Raw genomic sequence first — 16,822 nt, 5'->3', positions numbered from 1 at the left:
CATGCCGCTGCTGCTCTCCTACAGCTTGCGAAACCTGCAGGAGCGCAAGCTCACCAATTTGCTTACCGCAACCGGCATGGCCCTCGTGGTCTTCGTCTACGCCGCCGTGCTCATGCTCGACTCCGGACTGAAGCAGACGCTGGTCGCGACCGGCGAAGACACGAACGTCATCTTCGTGCGCCGCTCTGCGGAAGTCGAGATCCAGAGTTTGATCGATCGCCGGCAGGCCAGGATCATCGAAAGCCAGCCCGAAATCGTCATCGGGGCCGAAGGAGCACCGCTGGTATCGAAGGAAGTGGCGGTCTTGATCGCGCAGCCAAGGCGCAAGACCAGGCAGGGGAGCAACCTGTTGATCCGCGGCGTCGGTCCGGCCGCCCTCGCCGTGCGTCCGCACGTGCAGATCGCCGAGGGACGCATGTTTCGCCCGGGATCGAACGAGATCGTCATTGGCCGGGCCCTCGCGGGGCGCTTCGAAGACATGGAGATCGGATCGAGCCTCCGGTTTGCCCAGCGGGAGTGGAGGATCGTGGGACGGTTCGACGCGGGCGGCAGCGGGTTCGATTCCGAGATCTGGGGCGACAGCGAGCAGCTCATGCAATCGTTCCGGCGCGACTTTTTCTCGTCGATCACGGTGCGGCTCGCCGATCGTTCCGGCTTCGACACTCTCAAGGCGCGCCTTGAAGCCGACCCCCGCCTTACCATCGAGGCCAAGCGCGAGCGCATCTTCTATGAGGAGCAGTCACGCCTGCTCTCAGGGTTCATTCAGATGCTCGGGCTCACGCTCTCGGGGATGTTCTCGCTCGGCGCGGTCATCGGCGCGACGATTACAATGTACGCGGCCGTGGCCAGCCGCATGATGGAGGTCGGAGTGCTGCGCGCGCTCGGATTTCGGCGCTCGCGGATCCTGGTTGCATTCCTCGTCGAGGCGCTGCTGCTTTCGCTGATCGGATGGATCGTTGGAATCTTGTTGGCGTCACTGATGACGCAGGTGAAGATCACGACACTGAACTGGACGTCGCTCTCCGAGCTTGCGTTTCGGTTTGTGCTGACACCCGGCATCGTCCTGCGGTCACTGGTCTTCGCCCTCGTGATGGGCTTCCTCGGAGGTTTCCTGCCGGCCGTGCGGGCTGCCCGCATGAAGATCGTCGACGCGCTACGCGTCGCTTGAGCGCTCGGCAGGCGTTGCGCCGTCCGCTTTGTCAATCGGCAATCGCCAGCCGATCGTCCCGCACAGACCCACGTCCGCAAGCGCATCGCGCACGAATGGCATCAGCTCGGCGTAGGACGTGACGTGGTTCGGCACGTAGCCGGACACGTTACACAAGAGCTGCTCGTTGACACGATAGCACGCGATGAAGAGGAAGCCGCCGAGCCTCGCGAGGTCCGAGGCCGTATAGCGCTCCAGAGGCGTAGCCTGCAGGAGCAAAGCCTCGCCACAGGGTCGGTTCGCGTCCAGCGGCAATTCGCCGACCAGGCTACACCCGACCGGCAGGCCGGCCCCGAGCGCCTCTTGCTCCAGGCACCGCACCAGCCATAGCGGCACATACGGAATCAGGGGAAACAGCGGCGACAGGTCATCGCCGTGCTGGTTCAGCGAGGCCAGCGCAGCCTTGAAATCCCGCTGCAGGGCGTGTGGATCGTGGCGGCAAGCATCGGGGTCCACCATCAATGTGATCGACCGCAGCGCGTTGCCGCGCCGGTCGCCGGTACGGCGGTCGCTGACCGGCAGCACCAGCTTGACTCGGCCCGAGGCGTCCACGCGGCCGATCCGGAACGCGAGCCGTGCCGCGAATGCCATGATCAGCGTGCTGCTTGCAACGCCGAGATCGGACGCGCGCTGCTGGCACGCTCCCGCGTCCATGACCACCGGCACGAGCGGCGCGTCCACGGCCGGCTTGAAGCGGTCCAGGCGGCTTCGCACGCGGGGGCTCGAAGCGGGCAAGCCCGCTCTCTCCTTACGCGACCGCCGCACGAGAGCCGCCAGAGCGCAGCAGACGTCAGGCAGGGCACGCAGGCTCTCGACGCTATCGCGCGCCAGCATCACCGGAGACCAGCGCCATGACGGGGCCGGAAACCCGTGGTCGAGAGGTCGACCGGCCACCGCGTCGGCGATGGCCAGACTTACGGCACGCATGTCGGCGATCGTGTGCGACACCAGCATCGTCAGCGCGCAGCCTCCGCCCTCCAGCGCCTGGACTGCCAGGCGCCAGCCAGGTCCGCGCTCGGGATCCACGGGCAGATCAAGCAGCAGACGTCGCAGCTCGGGCAGACGCTCGCGGGGCAGCGGGTCGCGGAACCACGTCACCGGGCCCGGCACAGAGTTTGCCACCCAGCGGTGCCGTCCCCATGGCAACGGTGAACGTTGCAGGAGGCGTCCCAGCAACCCTCCTGAGAGGCATTCGCCGAACTCTCTCACAGCGGCCTCATCGATAGCGCGAGGATATAACCAGGTGACTTGCACGACGGGCCCGCGTCCGAGCGCACGTAATGCGACGAACGAGCCCTGGTCCATATAGCACACGACGTCGTCCGCCCCAGCATCTGGGTCGCTGGTCCCGCCGCACCGTCCGAGCCGTTTGTCGGCAGACGAAGAACTCAAGCCTCAGGCCCCCTGTCTGCTTGCTGCACGAAGCGACTTTTATCCATCAAGGGGGCATCTCCCATTGATTCGGAATACAATGCAATAAACGGTCTCGGCCACGCCGCCGGGATCAAGCGTCTATGACCGCCTCAAGTCCAAAATCGGTGAGCGTTCGAGAGACCAACTGGCGAAGTTCGTCGACCGTGGTCGGCGCGGGCCGCAACTGGCAGGCCTCGATGCACAGAGACACTTCCTTGTCGTAGCGGGAGGCCACGACGACGAGATGTCCATGGGAACGCTGCAGGTCCTCGCGTGTGACGTTGACATCGACGGCTCGTGTCAGCAAGTGCCGGCACGGCTCGCCGTCGATGCGCGCGAGCCCTTCCGGCAGCATTCCAAGGTCGGAACAGCTCACCGGCAGCTCATCAGAATAATCAAACAACCCGTTCACAAGCGTCTTTGCAGCGGTGCGGGGCATCCAGGCGATGGCCGGAAGCAAGGACGTCAGCACATCCGTCTGACTTTTCCGCGCGCCACGCAGCAGAGCCCTCGCGGCATTCACGGGCTCCAGATTTTTGGTCAGCCCTTCAGGCGCGACGTTCATCATGTGGAATTCGATCGCCAGCGCTCGTTCATCGGCCAGCCCCCGCCTTCGGCTTCTCGGCACAAGCAGGCTGACAGCGCCATCCGAGAAACGGCGGCGGCCCAGGCTCGATGCCAAGGACGCCACGAAGCCCGGCAGCAGCGTGCTCATGCCACCACCAAGCCGCTGCTCGCACGCCAACCAGGCCCGCGAATCGACAGTCACCGCAACAGCTGGAAGCTCCACGATCGCTGAGGGGTCGTCACCCGCCTCGACGGCTGCAAGCGCCGGGCGCTTTGCGGGAGCGGAGAGCCTGTACCGGTTCGTCTGTGCGATCCGAGCGAGGGCGGCAATCGTCTGCGGAGCGTCGGCGAGGATCTGCCAAGCGTCCGACAGGCACCCGGACAGCCCCCCACGGGCGCCTTTGGGCAAGTAGGGATTCGGGACGCCTGTGCCGTTCACGGCAGACGCGATGACGCGCAAGGCTCCCATCCCATCGAGCAGCAGATGCGATCCGACGATGCTCACGGCCGTGCTGCCATCGTCGAATGGCTGGATGGCCATTCGCCCGGCAGGACCGATGACAGGATGGATCGGCGCGCGCGCGTGCTGGTTGGCCCACTGCAGCAACTGCGATCGTGGCAGCGGGTCCGAGCTCTTCTCGAACGGAACGGACCTTGCCGCCGGCTTCACCCAACGTGGCCTGCCCCAGGGCAGAGGTGACGGCTCAATGAGCCGGTTGAAGGACAATGCCGTGAGCCGTTCATATGTTTGCACCAGCGCGGCGTGGTTCACGTCACGATCATAGAGCCAGAGACATTGCATCAACTGGCTCCGGCCGGTGACCCGGAACAGTTCGTAGGCCAATTGGTCCAGCCAGGCGAGGCGGTGCCGCGTGTGTGCAGGGGTCCCGGCCGTGCTCGTCTCAAGCATCAAAAAACTCGCCAGCGAGTTCGTAGTCGGCCAGGAGACCTTCCACGAGCGCACGAAGATGCCGAGGCTCAGTGACCACGCCGGGCTGGTAGGCAACGAAGCTCAGGGCGATATATCCAGGTATGACGCCGGCCAAGAGCGTCGCCACGCCTTGACGCGCCTCGATCGCGCGGCGCGCGACCGCGCGGTCGATGCCGCGAAAGCACATGCGATCAGCCGCATTGCCATCGATCTGGAGCATGTCCTTGGGCAAATCGCCCAGGTTCGAACACGTGACCGGCAGGTCGGCGAGCGCGCCAAGCGCCAGATGGCTGGCAGCCGAGAATGCGCGTTGCGGCACAAAGGGCACCAAGGGCAGCAGCGCGGCAAGTCGATTTGGCTCCTGTCTCGTCCGCAGCAGCGTGGCCCGCAGGCGCCGCTGCAACGCATGCAGGCGCCCGCGCGGTTCGTCCACACGCACCTTGAATGTGGCGAGGGCGACGTCGTTCCCGCCCGTGTGTAACAGACCTTTGCGCTGGTTCACGGGAAACAATAGGGTCACTTCATCATCGCGGATGCGACCGAGCAGCTCGGCAAACCCCGCGGTGATCGCCGCCAGGAACGTGAGGCGGCTCGCACCGCGGCTCCGTGCTCGGGCGTCCCAGACCGACGTGGGCACGCGCAGGAAGGCCGACGGATAGACGACTGTCCGGTCATCTTCGGTTGCCACCACCGTCGATGCGGCGGGTGTGTTGGACGTGCCGAGCGAGGTCGATGCCGTACGCGCCAGCTGGCCAAGCGCTCGCAATGTCGCCGGCGCGTCACGCACGATGCGTTGGAGCTCGGCACCCAGCGCTGTCGCAGCGCGCTGCGCTGTCCGGACTCCCGGATAGAGTGGCACACGCCGCTCTCCGCGCGCTGCCTCGCTCACAGCCGTTGCGACCGTCAACCCGTCTGCGATGCAGTGCGACACGACAAGCGAAACCACCGTGGAGCCATCGGTGAAGCCCTGGGAGGTCAAGGTCCATGGCGGTCCGCGCACGGGATCCAATGCAAGCTCCACCTGCGCGTCGGCCCACACCTGCATCGCCTCCGGGTCAAGCGGCGCCGCCACGGTCGCGATGGCAGCCGACGGCGGTGGCGCGCTGACCCATTGGTGCCGTCCGAACGGAAGCAGCGCCGGCCGGATCAGCCGCGCCAGATGACCATGCGCGAGATTGTCACGAAACCTCGCCAAGGCGTCGACGTCTACCGGCCGCAGGTAGCGCCACAGCAACTGAATGACCGCGTGCTGCCCGAGGGCGACATGCGCGAGATAGATCGCCTGATCTGCGAAGGACAGGAATGCCGGCGTCATGCTCGACACTTTAGCCGGGGGCGCCGTCGCATGCTTCATCGTTCGCGACCGACATCGGAGTACGTCGGCAGCAATGCGTCGGCGGCGCGGCGGCATGCGTCCGCAAACGCCTCGACATAGCGGTGCATCGATACGCGAGCCGTCTCGTTGGCCGGATAGGCTGCCGTGAGCGAGAGCCCACGTTGCGTACGGAACAACCAGATCGCAACCTGCGCGGCGATGCCCTGGTTGATGTACACCCTCCCATTCGCCTGATGCCATTCGCGGGCAATCTGCGCGCTGAGCGGAGGAACGTTCACATCCATATAGGATAGCATGACCCCGCCTGAGGCAACGGACCCGATCGTCGGCAATCCGGCCGCCAGCTCCAGCACGAGCTCGATCGGCAGCTCGGCCAAGCTCATCCGTTCGTCGAAGTTGCGCTGGGCCGCGAAGGCAAGTTCAGGAAACCTTCGTTGTTGCACGGCGAAGTCGATTGGCACCACTCCCACGCACCAACCGCTCGTCCTGAAAGCCTTTGGCGATCTTCGCGTCGTCGTGGGCGTGACGACACTGTAGTGCGAACGGCCAACCAATTCCCGTTCGGTCAGCGCTGCGCAAGCCAGCAGACCGCCGATCGCCCGCGCGCCGGCGGCATGGCACGCGGACTCGAATGCGTCCATGACGGTGTCTTCGAGGATGTCCACATGCACGTACTCCGCGTGATAGCGATCCTCCAGCACACCGAGCGGCAGCGCGAAAGAGGGCATCCGCCCGCCGTTGCGGTGCAAGAACGCGATCCATCGGTTCACCTCGGGATCCGCCAGCGTTGTCGCGGCCGCCCGCTGGCGCTGACTGCTGCAGTAATCCAGATACCTCCCCGGCGATCCCAGCTGAAGCGGCCTCTCGCCGTCGAGCACAGCGCGATAGGCCGAGCGGATCTCCGTCATCAGGAACGCTATGATGGTCGCATCGGCGTGCAGATGGTCGATGCTTGCGAAGCAAGTGAACCCGCTCGCACGCTGGAGAATGCCAAATCGGAAGCAATCCCATGCAAACGGTGCTGGAGTTGCCATGACATGTTTCTGCCAATCCTCCGCGCATGCCTCCCCCAGCGTCGAAGGCTCCATCTGGATGGCCCCGGGGTCTGGGAGTACGTGCCGTACGATTGCTCCGCCAAGCTCTTCGAACCAGCTGTGATAGGTGTCGTGCCTGCGCACATGTGCTGTCACCACATGCGTCATGGCTCTGAGGTCACACCGCCCGGCTTCGTCCCACACGACGACGAGCAGCCGCGCCATCGCCTCGTGCCGCAGCTCACAGGCGCGGAAGGCGTGTAGATGCTGCTCCTGTTCGTAGCTCGGCAATACGGGGGACACCGGCGCGCGCTTCGCACTCTCCATCGACGCAGCAGACGGACGCCAGAGCGTCAGCACCGCCGGAGGTCCTGACCAATCGTGCAAAGGACGCAGATCAGTCACTGGCATCTGCTCCGGCTGGCTGCAATCTCTGCATGGCGGCACTCAGCGTGTCCGCGAGTGCACGCACGGTCGTCACGTTCACGGAACGGAGCCGGATGCCGGTGTCGGCCTCGAGCGCAATCAGCAGCTGGAGCGTCCCGAGCGAGTCGAGGCCGTAATCGAAAAACGAGCGGTCCGGATTTACCGTACGGCGCAAGATGACACCGAGATGCTCGATGATCAGACGCCTCAGCAGGGCCGGCCGCTCGTCGGGCGGCGCGCGTCTCAACTCCGTGCGCAGGCGGCGCGCCGGTTCGGCCTTTGCCTCTGAGGCCTGCGACATCGCCGCCGCGAACGGGCTGCGCGCGGCGAGCGACGTCAGCCATGGGGCGCCGTCGAGATGGACATAGGCGGCATACCCGCGGTCGTGCCGCAGCAGCGTCTCGAATGCGTAAGCACCGTCGCGCGGCTCGATCATTCGCGCATCGCCGCGGGCCGAAAGATGCGCACCGGCGCCGATATCCGCCCACGCCGCCCAGCCGATCGCCGAGGACGGCAGCCCCTGGGCACGCCGCCATTGCGTGAATGTGTCGAGCCACCCGTTGGCGGCGGCGTAGGCCGACTGACCGGGCGAACCGAACAGCGCCGCAACCGAGGAGAAACAGCAAAACCAGTCGAGTTGCTGCTTCAGCGTCGCCGCATGCAAATGCCAGGCGCCCTGGACCTTGGGCGCCCAGTTTCGATGCAGCTTCTCGTCTGTCACAGAGGGGAGGATGCCGTCCTCGACGACGGCGGCACCGTGCAGGACACCTCGCAGCGGCAGGCCAGTCGCAGTGGCGGCTCCGACAACGCGCCGTGCGGTCGATGGCTCCGCGATATCGGCACTTATCACCTCAACTTCGGTACCCCGTGCTTTCATCGCGCTCAGCACGCCCGTCGCCGCCTCGGTGGGCTTGGCGCGCGCGTTGAGAATGATGCGACCGGCTCCGGCTGCGGACATCGCATCAGCGAGGAACAGGCCGAGCCCGCCAAGGCCGCCGGTGACGATGTACGCACCATCGGGTTTGAACGGTGTGAACCGCTCCGGCGTCGCCGGCACGCGGACATGGCCGGTCGTTGGAACGGCGAGCACGAGCTTTCCGGTGTGACCTGCGCCGCCAACAATGCGAATGGCGTCAGCCGCATCGTCGAGAGGATAGGTCGCGATATCAGGCAGGGGCAGCCGCTCCTCCCCGACAAGACGCATGACTCGCGCGAGCAGTGCCTGCACGCGGGCCGGAGCAGTGATACACATCTGCGCAAGATCGACGGCAAAGAACGAGAGGTTACGCTTGAACGGCGACAGTTCCAGCCACGTGCCCCCATAGATGTCCTTCTTGCCGATCTCGATGAAGCGCCCGCCGGCCGCGAGGAGCCCGAGGCCGGCGCGCTGGGCCGCGCCGGTGAGCGAGTTGAGAACGACGTCGACGCCGTACCCTGACGTGTCCTGCCGGATCTGCTCGGCGAATGCCGCGGTTCGAGAATCGTACACGTGACGGATGCCGCCGGCGCGCAGCAGCTCCCGCCGCGCCTCGGAGCCCGCTGTTGCAAATATCTCTGCACCAGCCGCGCGGGCCATGGCCACAGCCGCCTGGCCGACGCCGCCGGTCGCCGAATGAATGAGAATCTTGTCGCCAGGCCCGATCCGGGCCAGATCCTCGAGGCCATACATGGCCGTGGCACTTGTCGTGAGAATGGCGGCCGCTTCGGCATCCGTGAGCGCACGGGGTATTGCGACCAGCAGGCGTGCATCGCAAGTCAAATACGTGCCCCAGGCGCCCTCGCCGCAGAGCCCGGCCACGCGGTCGCCAACGCGAAAGGCCGAAACGCCAGGCCCGACCGCAGTGACGATGCCGGCGAAGTCCAGGCCAAGCCCCTGCGCACGGCCATCAAGTGAGGGATAGCGGCCAAGGGCGACGAGCACATCCGCGAAGTTGACGCTTGTGGCATGGACCACGACCTCCACCTCGCCGTCGCCCGGCGCACGCCTCTCGAAGGCGGTCATCTCCAGGCTCTCAAGGTCACCGGGCACGCGGATCTCCAGGCGAAGACCATCGCGGGCCGCGTCGCGGTCCATCATGCGGCGATCGGCGTGACTGAGCGGGCTTCGCTGCAGTCGTGCGACATACGCGCTTCCTCCGCGCAGCGCCGTTTCGTCTTCGTCCGAGCCGCTCAGCAGCTGAGCGCGAAGCAATGACACGTCCGCCTGCGGGCACACGTCGATCTGGGTGGGATGGAGGACGGGAAGCTCGGCACCGATTGCTCGCAGCCAGCCACGCACACCAGCGTGGGCGAGCTGAACGGTGTCGTCCGGCAGGACGCGTTGTGCCATACATGTGACGACGAACAGGCGGGGCCGCCGCTCGCATTGCCGCAAGGCGTCGGCCACGTGGATCAGGCTGCTTATGTTCGCCCGGGATACGTCGGGACTCGCCGGCTCATTGCCGCGTGGCAAGGCCACCACTACAGCTCCGGGACGATGTTGATGCAGAGCGTCTTCGATCTGCCCGCGCCATGCGCCCCCCTTCTCCGCTCCGGCGCCGCTGAGGATGCCAGACTTGAACCCTTGCGCGCGCAGGCCTCGTTCCAAGTCCAGCATCAAGCGGTGTCCCGCATCATCGGCGTCGAGCAGCAACCAGGCGCCATCCTCCAGCCTGACCGTGGCGCGAGGGATGTCCCATGACTGCCAGGTGATGTCGAGCAGGCGCGAGTTGCAGGCGACCGCATCGGCATGCTGTTCCGCCGCGCCGCTCCCCATTGCCAATCCCTCGACACTGAGCAGCACGCGACCGGAGGCGTCGAGCAGATCGATGTCCACCTCGACGTGCAGGGCGTCGACCGCGACCAGGCGGGTCATGCAATGGGCGGCGTCGGCGTCCGTGCGGTGGAGCCGGAGGCTTCGCACCGAGAGCGGCAGCAGCAAGCGCCCGTTTGTCTCCGAAACCACCCGGGCGAATGCCCCGACGGTCTGGAAGCACGCATCAAGCAGCACGGGATGCACGGTGTAGCCGCGCGCGCTTGTTCGGAACGAGGTCGGGAGCCGAAGATCCGCAAAGAGCGAAGCGCCGTCCGCGGATAACCTCAGTTCCGGGGCCAGTGCGCGAAATGACGGGCCGTACTGGATGCCATGCGAGTCGAACCACCGCCACACCTCGTCCGCGGCGAGGGGTGTCGCGTGAGCGGCGCGCAGCGCGGCTACGTTGTGCACGGCCGGCGGCTTTGCAGAGGCAGCGCCACAAAGCCGGCCGCTCGCATGGACCCGCGCTTCGCTCTCCGCCTGGCTCTCGAGCCTGAAATTCAGCTCACCCGGTCGGTCCGGCACTGCCGTGCAGACGATCGGCATCGATGGCTCCAACCATAACGCGTGGTCGAATGTGATGGTCTGCACTTCGACGAGCGACGTGCCAAGGACCGTGCGCGCGGCGGCGAGCGCCATTTCACAGAAGGCAGCGCCCGGGAAGAGCGGCGTTCCGTTCACCTGGTGGTCCGCAAGCCAGGGATGGGCATCGAGACCAATCTCGCAAGCCCAGACGTGGCGCTCCGGCTCTTCGTGCAGGACGCGGTGGACGTTCAACAGCGGATGCGTTGACGGCAGGTGATGCGGACCTGCGGCCGGCGTCGCCGGCGCAAGGAACAGAGGATAGTGCGTCCAGGCCGGCAACGGGACGTCAAGCAGCTGGCCATCGGGATAAAGGACATTGAAATCGATCTCCGCCCCGGCGACATAGATGGCGCCGACCAGGTCCAGAAGCCCGTTGTGCATGGGCTCGCCGCGAGTCATCGATGCAAGCGCGCGGACGGCGAAGTCGGTTGCCGAAGCATTCTCCAACACCGCGTGGGACACGATGGGATGCGGCGAAAACTCGACGAAGACGCGGTGTCCGTCTTCGAGCGCCGCCTGCACGGCCGGACGGAATCGGACCGATTGCCGAAGGTTGTCGATCCAGTAAGCGCCATCGCAAACGGGGGTCTCGCGCGGATCGAACAGCACGGTGCTGTACATCGGCGTGTGCGGTCTGTGCGCAGTCACCCCCGCAAGGCGCTCCGACAGCTGCGCGAGGATCGGCTCCACTTGCGACGTGTGCGAGGCCACATCGACCGCGACCTCGCGGGCGTACCGGCCCTCGGCCTGCCAGGCAGCGACGAGGCGCTGCACGGCCGCGGCAGCGCCCCCCACCACCGTCGAGGCCGGAGCAGCCAGTACGGCGATCTCGACGTCGTCGATCCGCCGGCGCGCAAGATCTTCGCGAACCGCCGCCGCCGTCATCCCGACGACGGCCATGGCACCCGATCCAGCAAGCGTTTGGCACAGCATGGCGCGATGACAGATCACCCGCACGCCGTCTTCGAGCGAGAGTGCGCCGGCCACGACTGCCGCCGACGCTTCCCCCATCGAATGGCCGATCACCGCCGACGGCACCACACCCTTGGCCTTCAGGGACGCCGCCAACGCGACCTGGATGGTGAAAATGGCGGGCTGGATCCGTTCGATGCCGTCGAGTTGCGCGGGTCGACGCAGGGCATCGGTCACCGAGAAGCCGCAGAGGGTCTGAATCAGAGGTTCAATGGCGCCAACCACCCCAGCGAAGACCGGGTCGATGTCGATCAGCGCCGCGCCCATCGAGTCCCACTGCGAGCCCTGTCCGGAGAATACGAAGACGGGACCGCTTCCATCATGGTCGGGCCAATCCGCATCGATGGACTGATCGACGGCGAGCCCGCGCAATTGCGCTGTCAGATCGGCGAGCGTTGTCGCAATGAGCGCGTGCCGGACCGGCCGGTGCCCGCGCCTGCACGCGAGAGTCCGCGCAACGTCATTGGGGCGATGACGGCCGGCGCTTGCGTCCAGCCAAGCGGCAAGGCGCCCGGCCGAAACGCGAAGCGCTTCCGGCGAGGTCGAAGACATCGGAAACAACCACGGCTGGTCGTGTGTTACGGCGGCTTCCGACGAAAAAGACAAAGCAGGCGCGTGAGGCGCCTGCTCGAGCACGACGTGGGCATTCGTGCCGGACATTCCGTAGGACGATACGGCCGCGCGGCGGAGTCCGTCAGCGCCGGTCGAGGGCCAGGGCGAGGAGTCCGTCGGGACGAAAAGCCGCGTCTCGATCGGCTGGAGATGCGCAGGCAGCTGATGGAAGTGAAGGGATCGCGGCACGACGCCATGTGAAAGCGCGAGCGTCGCTTTGATCAGACCCAGGACGCCCGCCGCCGATTCCGCGTGGCCAAGGTTGCTCTTGAGCGAGCCCAGGGCGCAGGGCGAATGTCGTCCATATCGTGATGAGAGACTGTGGTACTCCTCGGTATCGCCCACCGGCGTGCCGGTGCCGTGCGCCTCGATCATGCCGACGGATGAAGGATCAACCTGCGCCTCGGCAAGCGCGCGATCGATCACCGCGATCTGGGCCGCGCGGGAAGGCGCCAGAATGTTGTGCGTGCGTCCGTCCTGGTTGACGGCGCTGCCGCGGATGACTGCGAGCACGCGATCGCTATCGCGCAGGGCGTCGCTCAGTCGCTTGAGCATCACCACCCCACAGCCTTCGGCGCGCACGAAGCCGTCGGCACGCGCGTCAAACGCGTGACATCGTCCTGTCGGCGACAGCATGCCGAGCCCTGACGCCGAGGCGAATGTGGTGGGCGAGAACATCAACATGGCCCCGCCGGCAAACGCGACCTGGCACTCGCGGGCGAGCAGGCTGCGCCGCGCCGCGTGCACGGCGACGAGACTGGACGAGCAGGCCGTGTCCATGCTGATGGCAGGACCCGTGAGCCCCATCGCATGGGCGACCCGTCCCGACGCCATGCTGAAGGGCGTTCCCGTGAATGCATAGGCGAGGCCCATTGCACCTGCGTCACGCGTGACCTGCATGTAGTCCTGATGCGAGAGGCCGAAGAACACACCGGCATCGGTCCCGAACAGGCGGCGCGGATCGCGACCGGAATGTTCGGCGGCCTCCCAGGTGACCTCGAGCAACAGCCGGTGCTGCGGGTCCATGGCGAGGGCCTCGGGTTCGCCGATGCCGAAAAAGCGATGATCGAAGCCCAACGGGTCGTCGAGGAACGCGCCCCAGCGCGAAACCGAGCAGCCCGCCACGCCTGCGACGGGCTCGTAGTCATCGTCGGCATTCCAGCGCTGCGGCGGAATCTCCCCAACGAGGTCGGCGCCGGCCAGGAGCGCCCCCCACAAGGCGTCCGGGGAGTTGATATGTCCCGGAAGTCTGCAGCCAATGCCGACGACAGCAATCGCAGTCACAATCAAGACCTTGTTTTTGTAAGCTTTATCGATCCAAATCAATACATGCCGGATTACGTTATTGATCCGTCGATCGATCGTCCAGCCCGCAGACTGCTGTCGGCGGCACTGACGGGGATCCTGGGCACGTCGTCTTACACCGTTGATAGCCTCGACGGCCGGGTCAATACGCTGGACCAACAGGCAACCGGACTTTCGAAGAATCGCGCAGTCGGCTGAGAGCAACGTCATTCAGGCCAAATCGCCGTTCATAGTCGCGACGGCCAAGCTGGAGAGCCGCGCCCTCGGCAAGCTCGTCCAACCTTTTCTGCAATTCAGCCAGCGTGAATCCTACACGCTTCAGGCTTGGAGCCCTGAGCTGGCAGGCACGATAGGCGTGGCTAAACCTCGCCGTTGCGCAAGATCAAGATGTCCTTGCACGCCGATCAGAAGGATTTGCGGGAGGCCTACCTGGTTCTCAGATCGACAGCGGCTGCCAATTGCTGAAGCGGGGCCGCCACCTGGACCGGATAGGACGGACCGCTTCGAAGGCTTTCAAAGCCCCTCGGCAATCGCTGCAACTGCGTCCGGGCGTAGGCGCGGATATCCTGGAGCGATGGCCGATGCGCGACCAGGCGCCCCGCTTGCAGAACAGGGACGATCAGGGTCTCCCCTTCCTGAACGTCGTCCTCTGTCGACAGCACGTCCAGCGCCATACGGCCGTCGGCATCGTAACGGCGCCACACCTGCTTGCGACCGGGCCATGTCGCCTTGCCGGACGAACGCTTCCGCCGCGCCACGCCCGCGTATTCCTGCAGCTTGTAGGCGCAATCGAGAGCCGGCACATCGGACGACGTTGCCAGGCTCGTGCCGATCCCGATGCCATCGATCGGGGCCGCCTCGCGGGCAAAGGACAACAACGTTTCCTCCTCAATGCCACCGCTGACGAAGATGGTCACATCCTTCAGGCCGCCCTCGTCAAGGATCCGCCGCACGCTTTTCGAGAGCGCCACCAGATCCCCGCTGTCGATCCGCACGGCGCGGATCTCTATTCCGAGTGCCCGCAGGCGCGGGGCCAATGTCACGACCTTCCTGGCCGCCGCCTCGGTGTCGTATGTGTCAATCAACAGCACGAGGTCCTTCGGCCGCGCCCGTGCAAACGCTTCGAAAGCGGCCGTCTCGTCGTCGAACGCCTGGATGAACGCGTGTGCCATCGTGCCGTAGGCGGGAATCCCGAAGCATTTTTCCGCGAGAACGGTGGCAGTTCCGGCAAAGCCCGCGATATAGCTGGCCCGGGCAGCCAGAAGGCCCGCTTCGGCACCATGGGCTCGGCGCAACCCGAAATCAACCAGCAGCTTGTCCGGTGCGAGCAGAGCCATGCGGGCCGCCTTGGACGCGATCAATGATTGGAAATGCAGCACATTGATCAAGCGGGTTTCTAAAAGCTGGGCTTCGGGCAACGGCGCTGTGACGCGAAGGATCGGTTCGTTGGCGAAGAATACCGTGCCCTCGGGCATGGCATGAACATCGCCGCTGAAATGAAAGGCAGCCAGATAGTCGATCAGGCGCGCGCTGAACCTGCCGCTACGGACAAGCCAGCTCAGTTCGTCATCGGAAAAGCGCAATCCTTGCAGGAACTCCACCGCCTGCTCAAGCCCGGCCGCCACCAGGAAACTGCGCTGTGGCGGAAGCTTGCGGACGAAGAATTCGAAGACTGCAGTCCCGGTCTGGCCCGTCTCCAGATAGGCCTGCAGCATGTTCAACTGATACAGATCGGTCAGGAGCGCGCTAGGTGATGAATCCATAACAGATCCCTCATCTTCGGATACCCGGCGGCCTGAAAGCTCATGAAGCCGGTGCCGCCGTCGCCCTTGCCGGGAACCGCTTCAGGATGGCGATGACCTCGTCATCGCTGACCTGGCTGAAATCACGGTAGTAATAGCCGATCGCGCCAAAATCCCGCGGCGTATCCAGGCAAACGATTGCGTCGACTTCTCCGTGCAGCCTCTGCAGCGTGTCGAGGGGGGCCACCGGTACGGCCAGGATCAGTTCCTTTGGCTCCCGTTTTTGCAGTGCCTGAATCGCTGCGAGGGTTGTCGCACCCGTCGCAATGCCATCGTCGACGATGATCGCGACCTGTCCTTTGACCTCAGAGCGGGCGCGATTGCCGAGATAACGTTCCCGGCGCCTGTCGATCTCGACAAGCTCCTCCTTGCAGATGGCGTCGAACGTCTCCTCGCTCACGCCGGTGAAATCGATGATGTCCCGGTTGCGAACGATCACAGGCTGTTCCCCGTCCACAACCGCACCCATAGCAAGTTCGGGCTGCATGGGCGCGCCGATCTTGCGCACCAGGACCAAATCGAGGGGCGCCTGCAACCGATCGGCGACCTGCGCCGCCACCGGCACTCCACCGCGTGGCAGAGCCAGGATCACGGGACGGCGGCTCTTGTACTTCACCAAAGCTGTGGCCAACTGACGGCCGGCATCGTCTCTGTCTTGAAACAGCATATCGGCAGGTCCCGGTTGAACGTTGGATCAGACTATTGCACGCGCACCCCGGATCGTTGATCAGCGTCAAGCCGCATCGCTCCTCGTCTGGCAATAGATTCTCATGCTGGAGAGCCAGGAGAAACTTTCAATCGAGGGGGCCGAGAACGACAGCATCTCTGCCCTGGCCCGCAAGGTCGCCTTTCTGAGCGAGCCCGGCAGCTACAGGCCTGCTCCCGATCACGTTCAGGCGCGGGAGACCCACATGTCCTGGGTCTTCATGAACGGCGCGCGGGTCTACAAGCTTAAGAAGCCGGTCCGCTTTTCCTACCTCGACTTTTCGACGCTGGCTCGCCGCAGGGCCGCATGCCTCGCTGAAGTCAGCCTTAACCGCCGGCTTGCGCCCGACGTTTATCTCGGCGTCGTTCCGCTGATCGAGACGGTCTCGGGATACGCGATCGGTGGCTCCGGTCCGGTGGCGGACTGGCTCGTGGTGATGCGCCGGCTGAACGAGCATGAGACGCTGGAGGCCATGCTGCGCAATGGCACGGCGCGCCAGACCGACGCCGAACAGCTCGCAGCGGCTCTCGCCCGCTTCTATTCGCATACCGATCGTATCCTGGTCGCGCCCCAGACCTATTTGGCTTCTCTGTACGAAGCCGCCGTGCTGGATCGGCAGGTTCTACTGAATGAGCGCTTCGGCCTGCCGCGTGGCACGATCTTGCGCGTTGCCTCCGGTCAGCGACGATTTCTCGAACAGAACGCCCGAGTTCTTGTCAACCGCGTCTGCCGACGATTCATCGTCGACGGTCACGGCGACCTGAGACCTGAGCACATCTGGCTGACGCCTCCTCATCCCATCATCGACTGTCTCGAGTTCAATACCCGTTTGCGGGCCAGCGATGCCTTGGACGAGATCGCGTTTCTGCATCTGGAATGTGAGAGGCTCGGCGGCCGATGGTTCGGTGACGCGATCCGCCGGCGGCTGGCACGCACGCTGCATGATGACCCCGCGGGCGGCGTATTCCTGTTTTATCGAATGGGACGCGCGATGCTGAGGGCGCGCTTGTCCATCGCGCATCTGTTCGATGCGCACCCGCGCACGCCCGAGAAATGGCCTCGCCTCGCGCGTGCCTATCTCGCCCTCGCCGAATCCGACGCAAGACAGCTCGAACGGCTGCTCGCCCGATGA

The 16,822-nt window shown here is 65.3% G+C and carries 9 protein-coding genes; 2 read left to right on the top strand and 7 right to left on the bottom strand.

Annotated elements, in window-relative coordinates; genetic code table 11:
* Position 1: 1 nt before the first annotated feature.
* Positions 2-1,168 carry an ABC transporter permease gene (locus DCM79_RS27335; protein WP_257177193.1) on the top strand — a complete coding sequence of 389 codons (1,167 nt, stop codon included), beginning with the start codon at positions 2-4 and terminating at the stop codon, positions 1,166-1,168.
* On the opposite strand, the gene DCM79_RS27330 is transcribed toward DCM79_RS27335, so the two are convergent.
* From DCM79_RS27330 to DCM79_RS27300, 7 genes are all read right to left on the bottom strand, one after another.
* Positions 1,154-2,305 carry a hypothetical protein gene (locus DCM79_RS27330; RefSeq protein ID WP_257177192.1) on the bottom strand — a complete coding sequence of 384 codons (1,152 nt, stop codon included), beginning with the start codon at positions 2,303-2,305 and terminating at the stop codon, positions 1,154-1,156. The genes DCM79_RS27335 and DCM79_RS27330 overlap by 15 nt on opposite strands.
* 406 nt (positions 2,306-2,711) lie before the next feature.
* Positions 2,712-4,031, bottom strand: coding sequence for a hypothetical protein (locus tag DCM79_RS27325; RefSeq protein ID WP_257177191.1), 1,320 nt, complete (start codon positions 4,029-4,031; stop codon positions 2,712-2,714).
* Positions 4,032-4,089: 58 nt separating this feature from the next.
* Positions 4,090-5,433 carry a hypothetical protein gene (locus DCM79_RS27320; RefSeq protein ID WP_257177190.1) on the bottom strand — a complete coding sequence of 448 codons (1,344 nt, stop codon included), beginning with the start codon at positions 5,431-5,433 and terminating at the stop codon, positions 4,090-4,092.
* Between the two features lie 35 nt (positions 5,434-5,468).
* Positions 5,469-6,848, bottom strand: coding sequence for a condensation domain-containing protein (locus DCM79_RS27315; RefSeq protein WP_257177189.1), 1,380 nt, complete (start codon positions 6,846-6,848; stop codon positions 5,469-5,471).
* Between the two features lie 37 nt (positions 6,849-6,885).
* Positions 6,886-13,392 (bottom strand): type I polyketide synthase, encoded by a 6,507-nt coding sequence (gene pks2, locus DCM79_RS27310; protein WP_257177188.1) that lies wholly within the window; start codon positions 13,390-13,392, stop codon positions 6,886-6,888.
* A gap of 215 nt (positions 13,393-13,607) precedes the next feature.
* Positions 13,608-14,945 carry a nicotinate phosphoribosyltransferase gene (locus tag DCM79_RS27305; protein WP_257177187.1) on the bottom strand — a complete coding sequence of 446 codons (1,338 nt, stop codon included), beginning with the start codon at positions 14,943-14,945 and terminating at the stop codon, positions 13,608-13,610.
* Positions 14,946-14,985: 40 nt separating this feature from the next.
* Complete coding sequence (locus DCM79_RS27300; protein ID WP_257177186.1) at positions 14,986-15,651, bottom strand: phosphoribosyltransferase; 666 nt, start codon at positions 15,649-15,651, stop codon at positions 14,986-14,988.
* A gap of 103 nt (positions 15,652-15,754) precedes the next feature.
* Between DCM79_RS27300 and DCM79_RS27295 the strand changes: the two genes are divergently transcribed.
* Positions 15,755-16,822 (top strand): hypothetical protein, encoded by a 1,068-nt coding sequence (locus DCM79_RS27295; RefSeq protein ID WP_257177185.1) that lies wholly within the window; start codon positions 15,755-15,757, stop codon positions 16,820-16,822.

The sequence above is a fragment of the Bradyrhizobium sp. WBOS07 genome (assembly GCF_024585165.1).
Taxonomy (GTDB): Bacteria; Pseudomonadota; Alphaproteobacteria; order Rhizobiales; family Xanthobacteraceae; genus Bradyrhizobium; species Bradyrhizobium japonicum_B.
The sequence above is the reverse complement of the archived record's forward strand: the minus strand, read 5'-3'. Positions and strand labels throughout refer to the sequence as shown.

Coding starts and splice junctions, on each gene's coding strand:
- DCM79_RS27335 (WP_257177193.1), top strand. CDS start 2: ATGCCGCTGCTGCTCTCCTACAGCTTGCGAAACCTGCAGGAGCGCAAG.
- DCM79_RS27320 (WP_257177190.1), bottom strand. CDS start 5,433: ATGACGCCGGCATTCCTGTCCTTCGCAGATCAGGCGATCTATCTCGCG.
- pks2 (WP_257177188.1), bottom strand. CDS start 13,392: ATGACGTTGCTCTCAGCCGACTGCGCGATTCTTCGAAAGTCCGGTTGC.
- DCM79_RS27305 (WP_257177187.1), bottom strand. CDS start 14,945: ATGGATTCATCACCTAGCGCGCTCCTGACCGATCTGTATCAGTTGAAC.
- DCM79_RS27300 (WP_257177186.1), bottom strand. CDS start 15,651: ATGCTGTTTCAAGACAGAGACGATGCCGGCCGTCAGTTGGCCACAGCT.
- DCM79_RS27295 (WP_257177185.1), top strand. CDS start 15,755: ATGCTGGAGAGCCAGGAGAAACTTTCAATCGAGGGGGCCGAGAACGAC.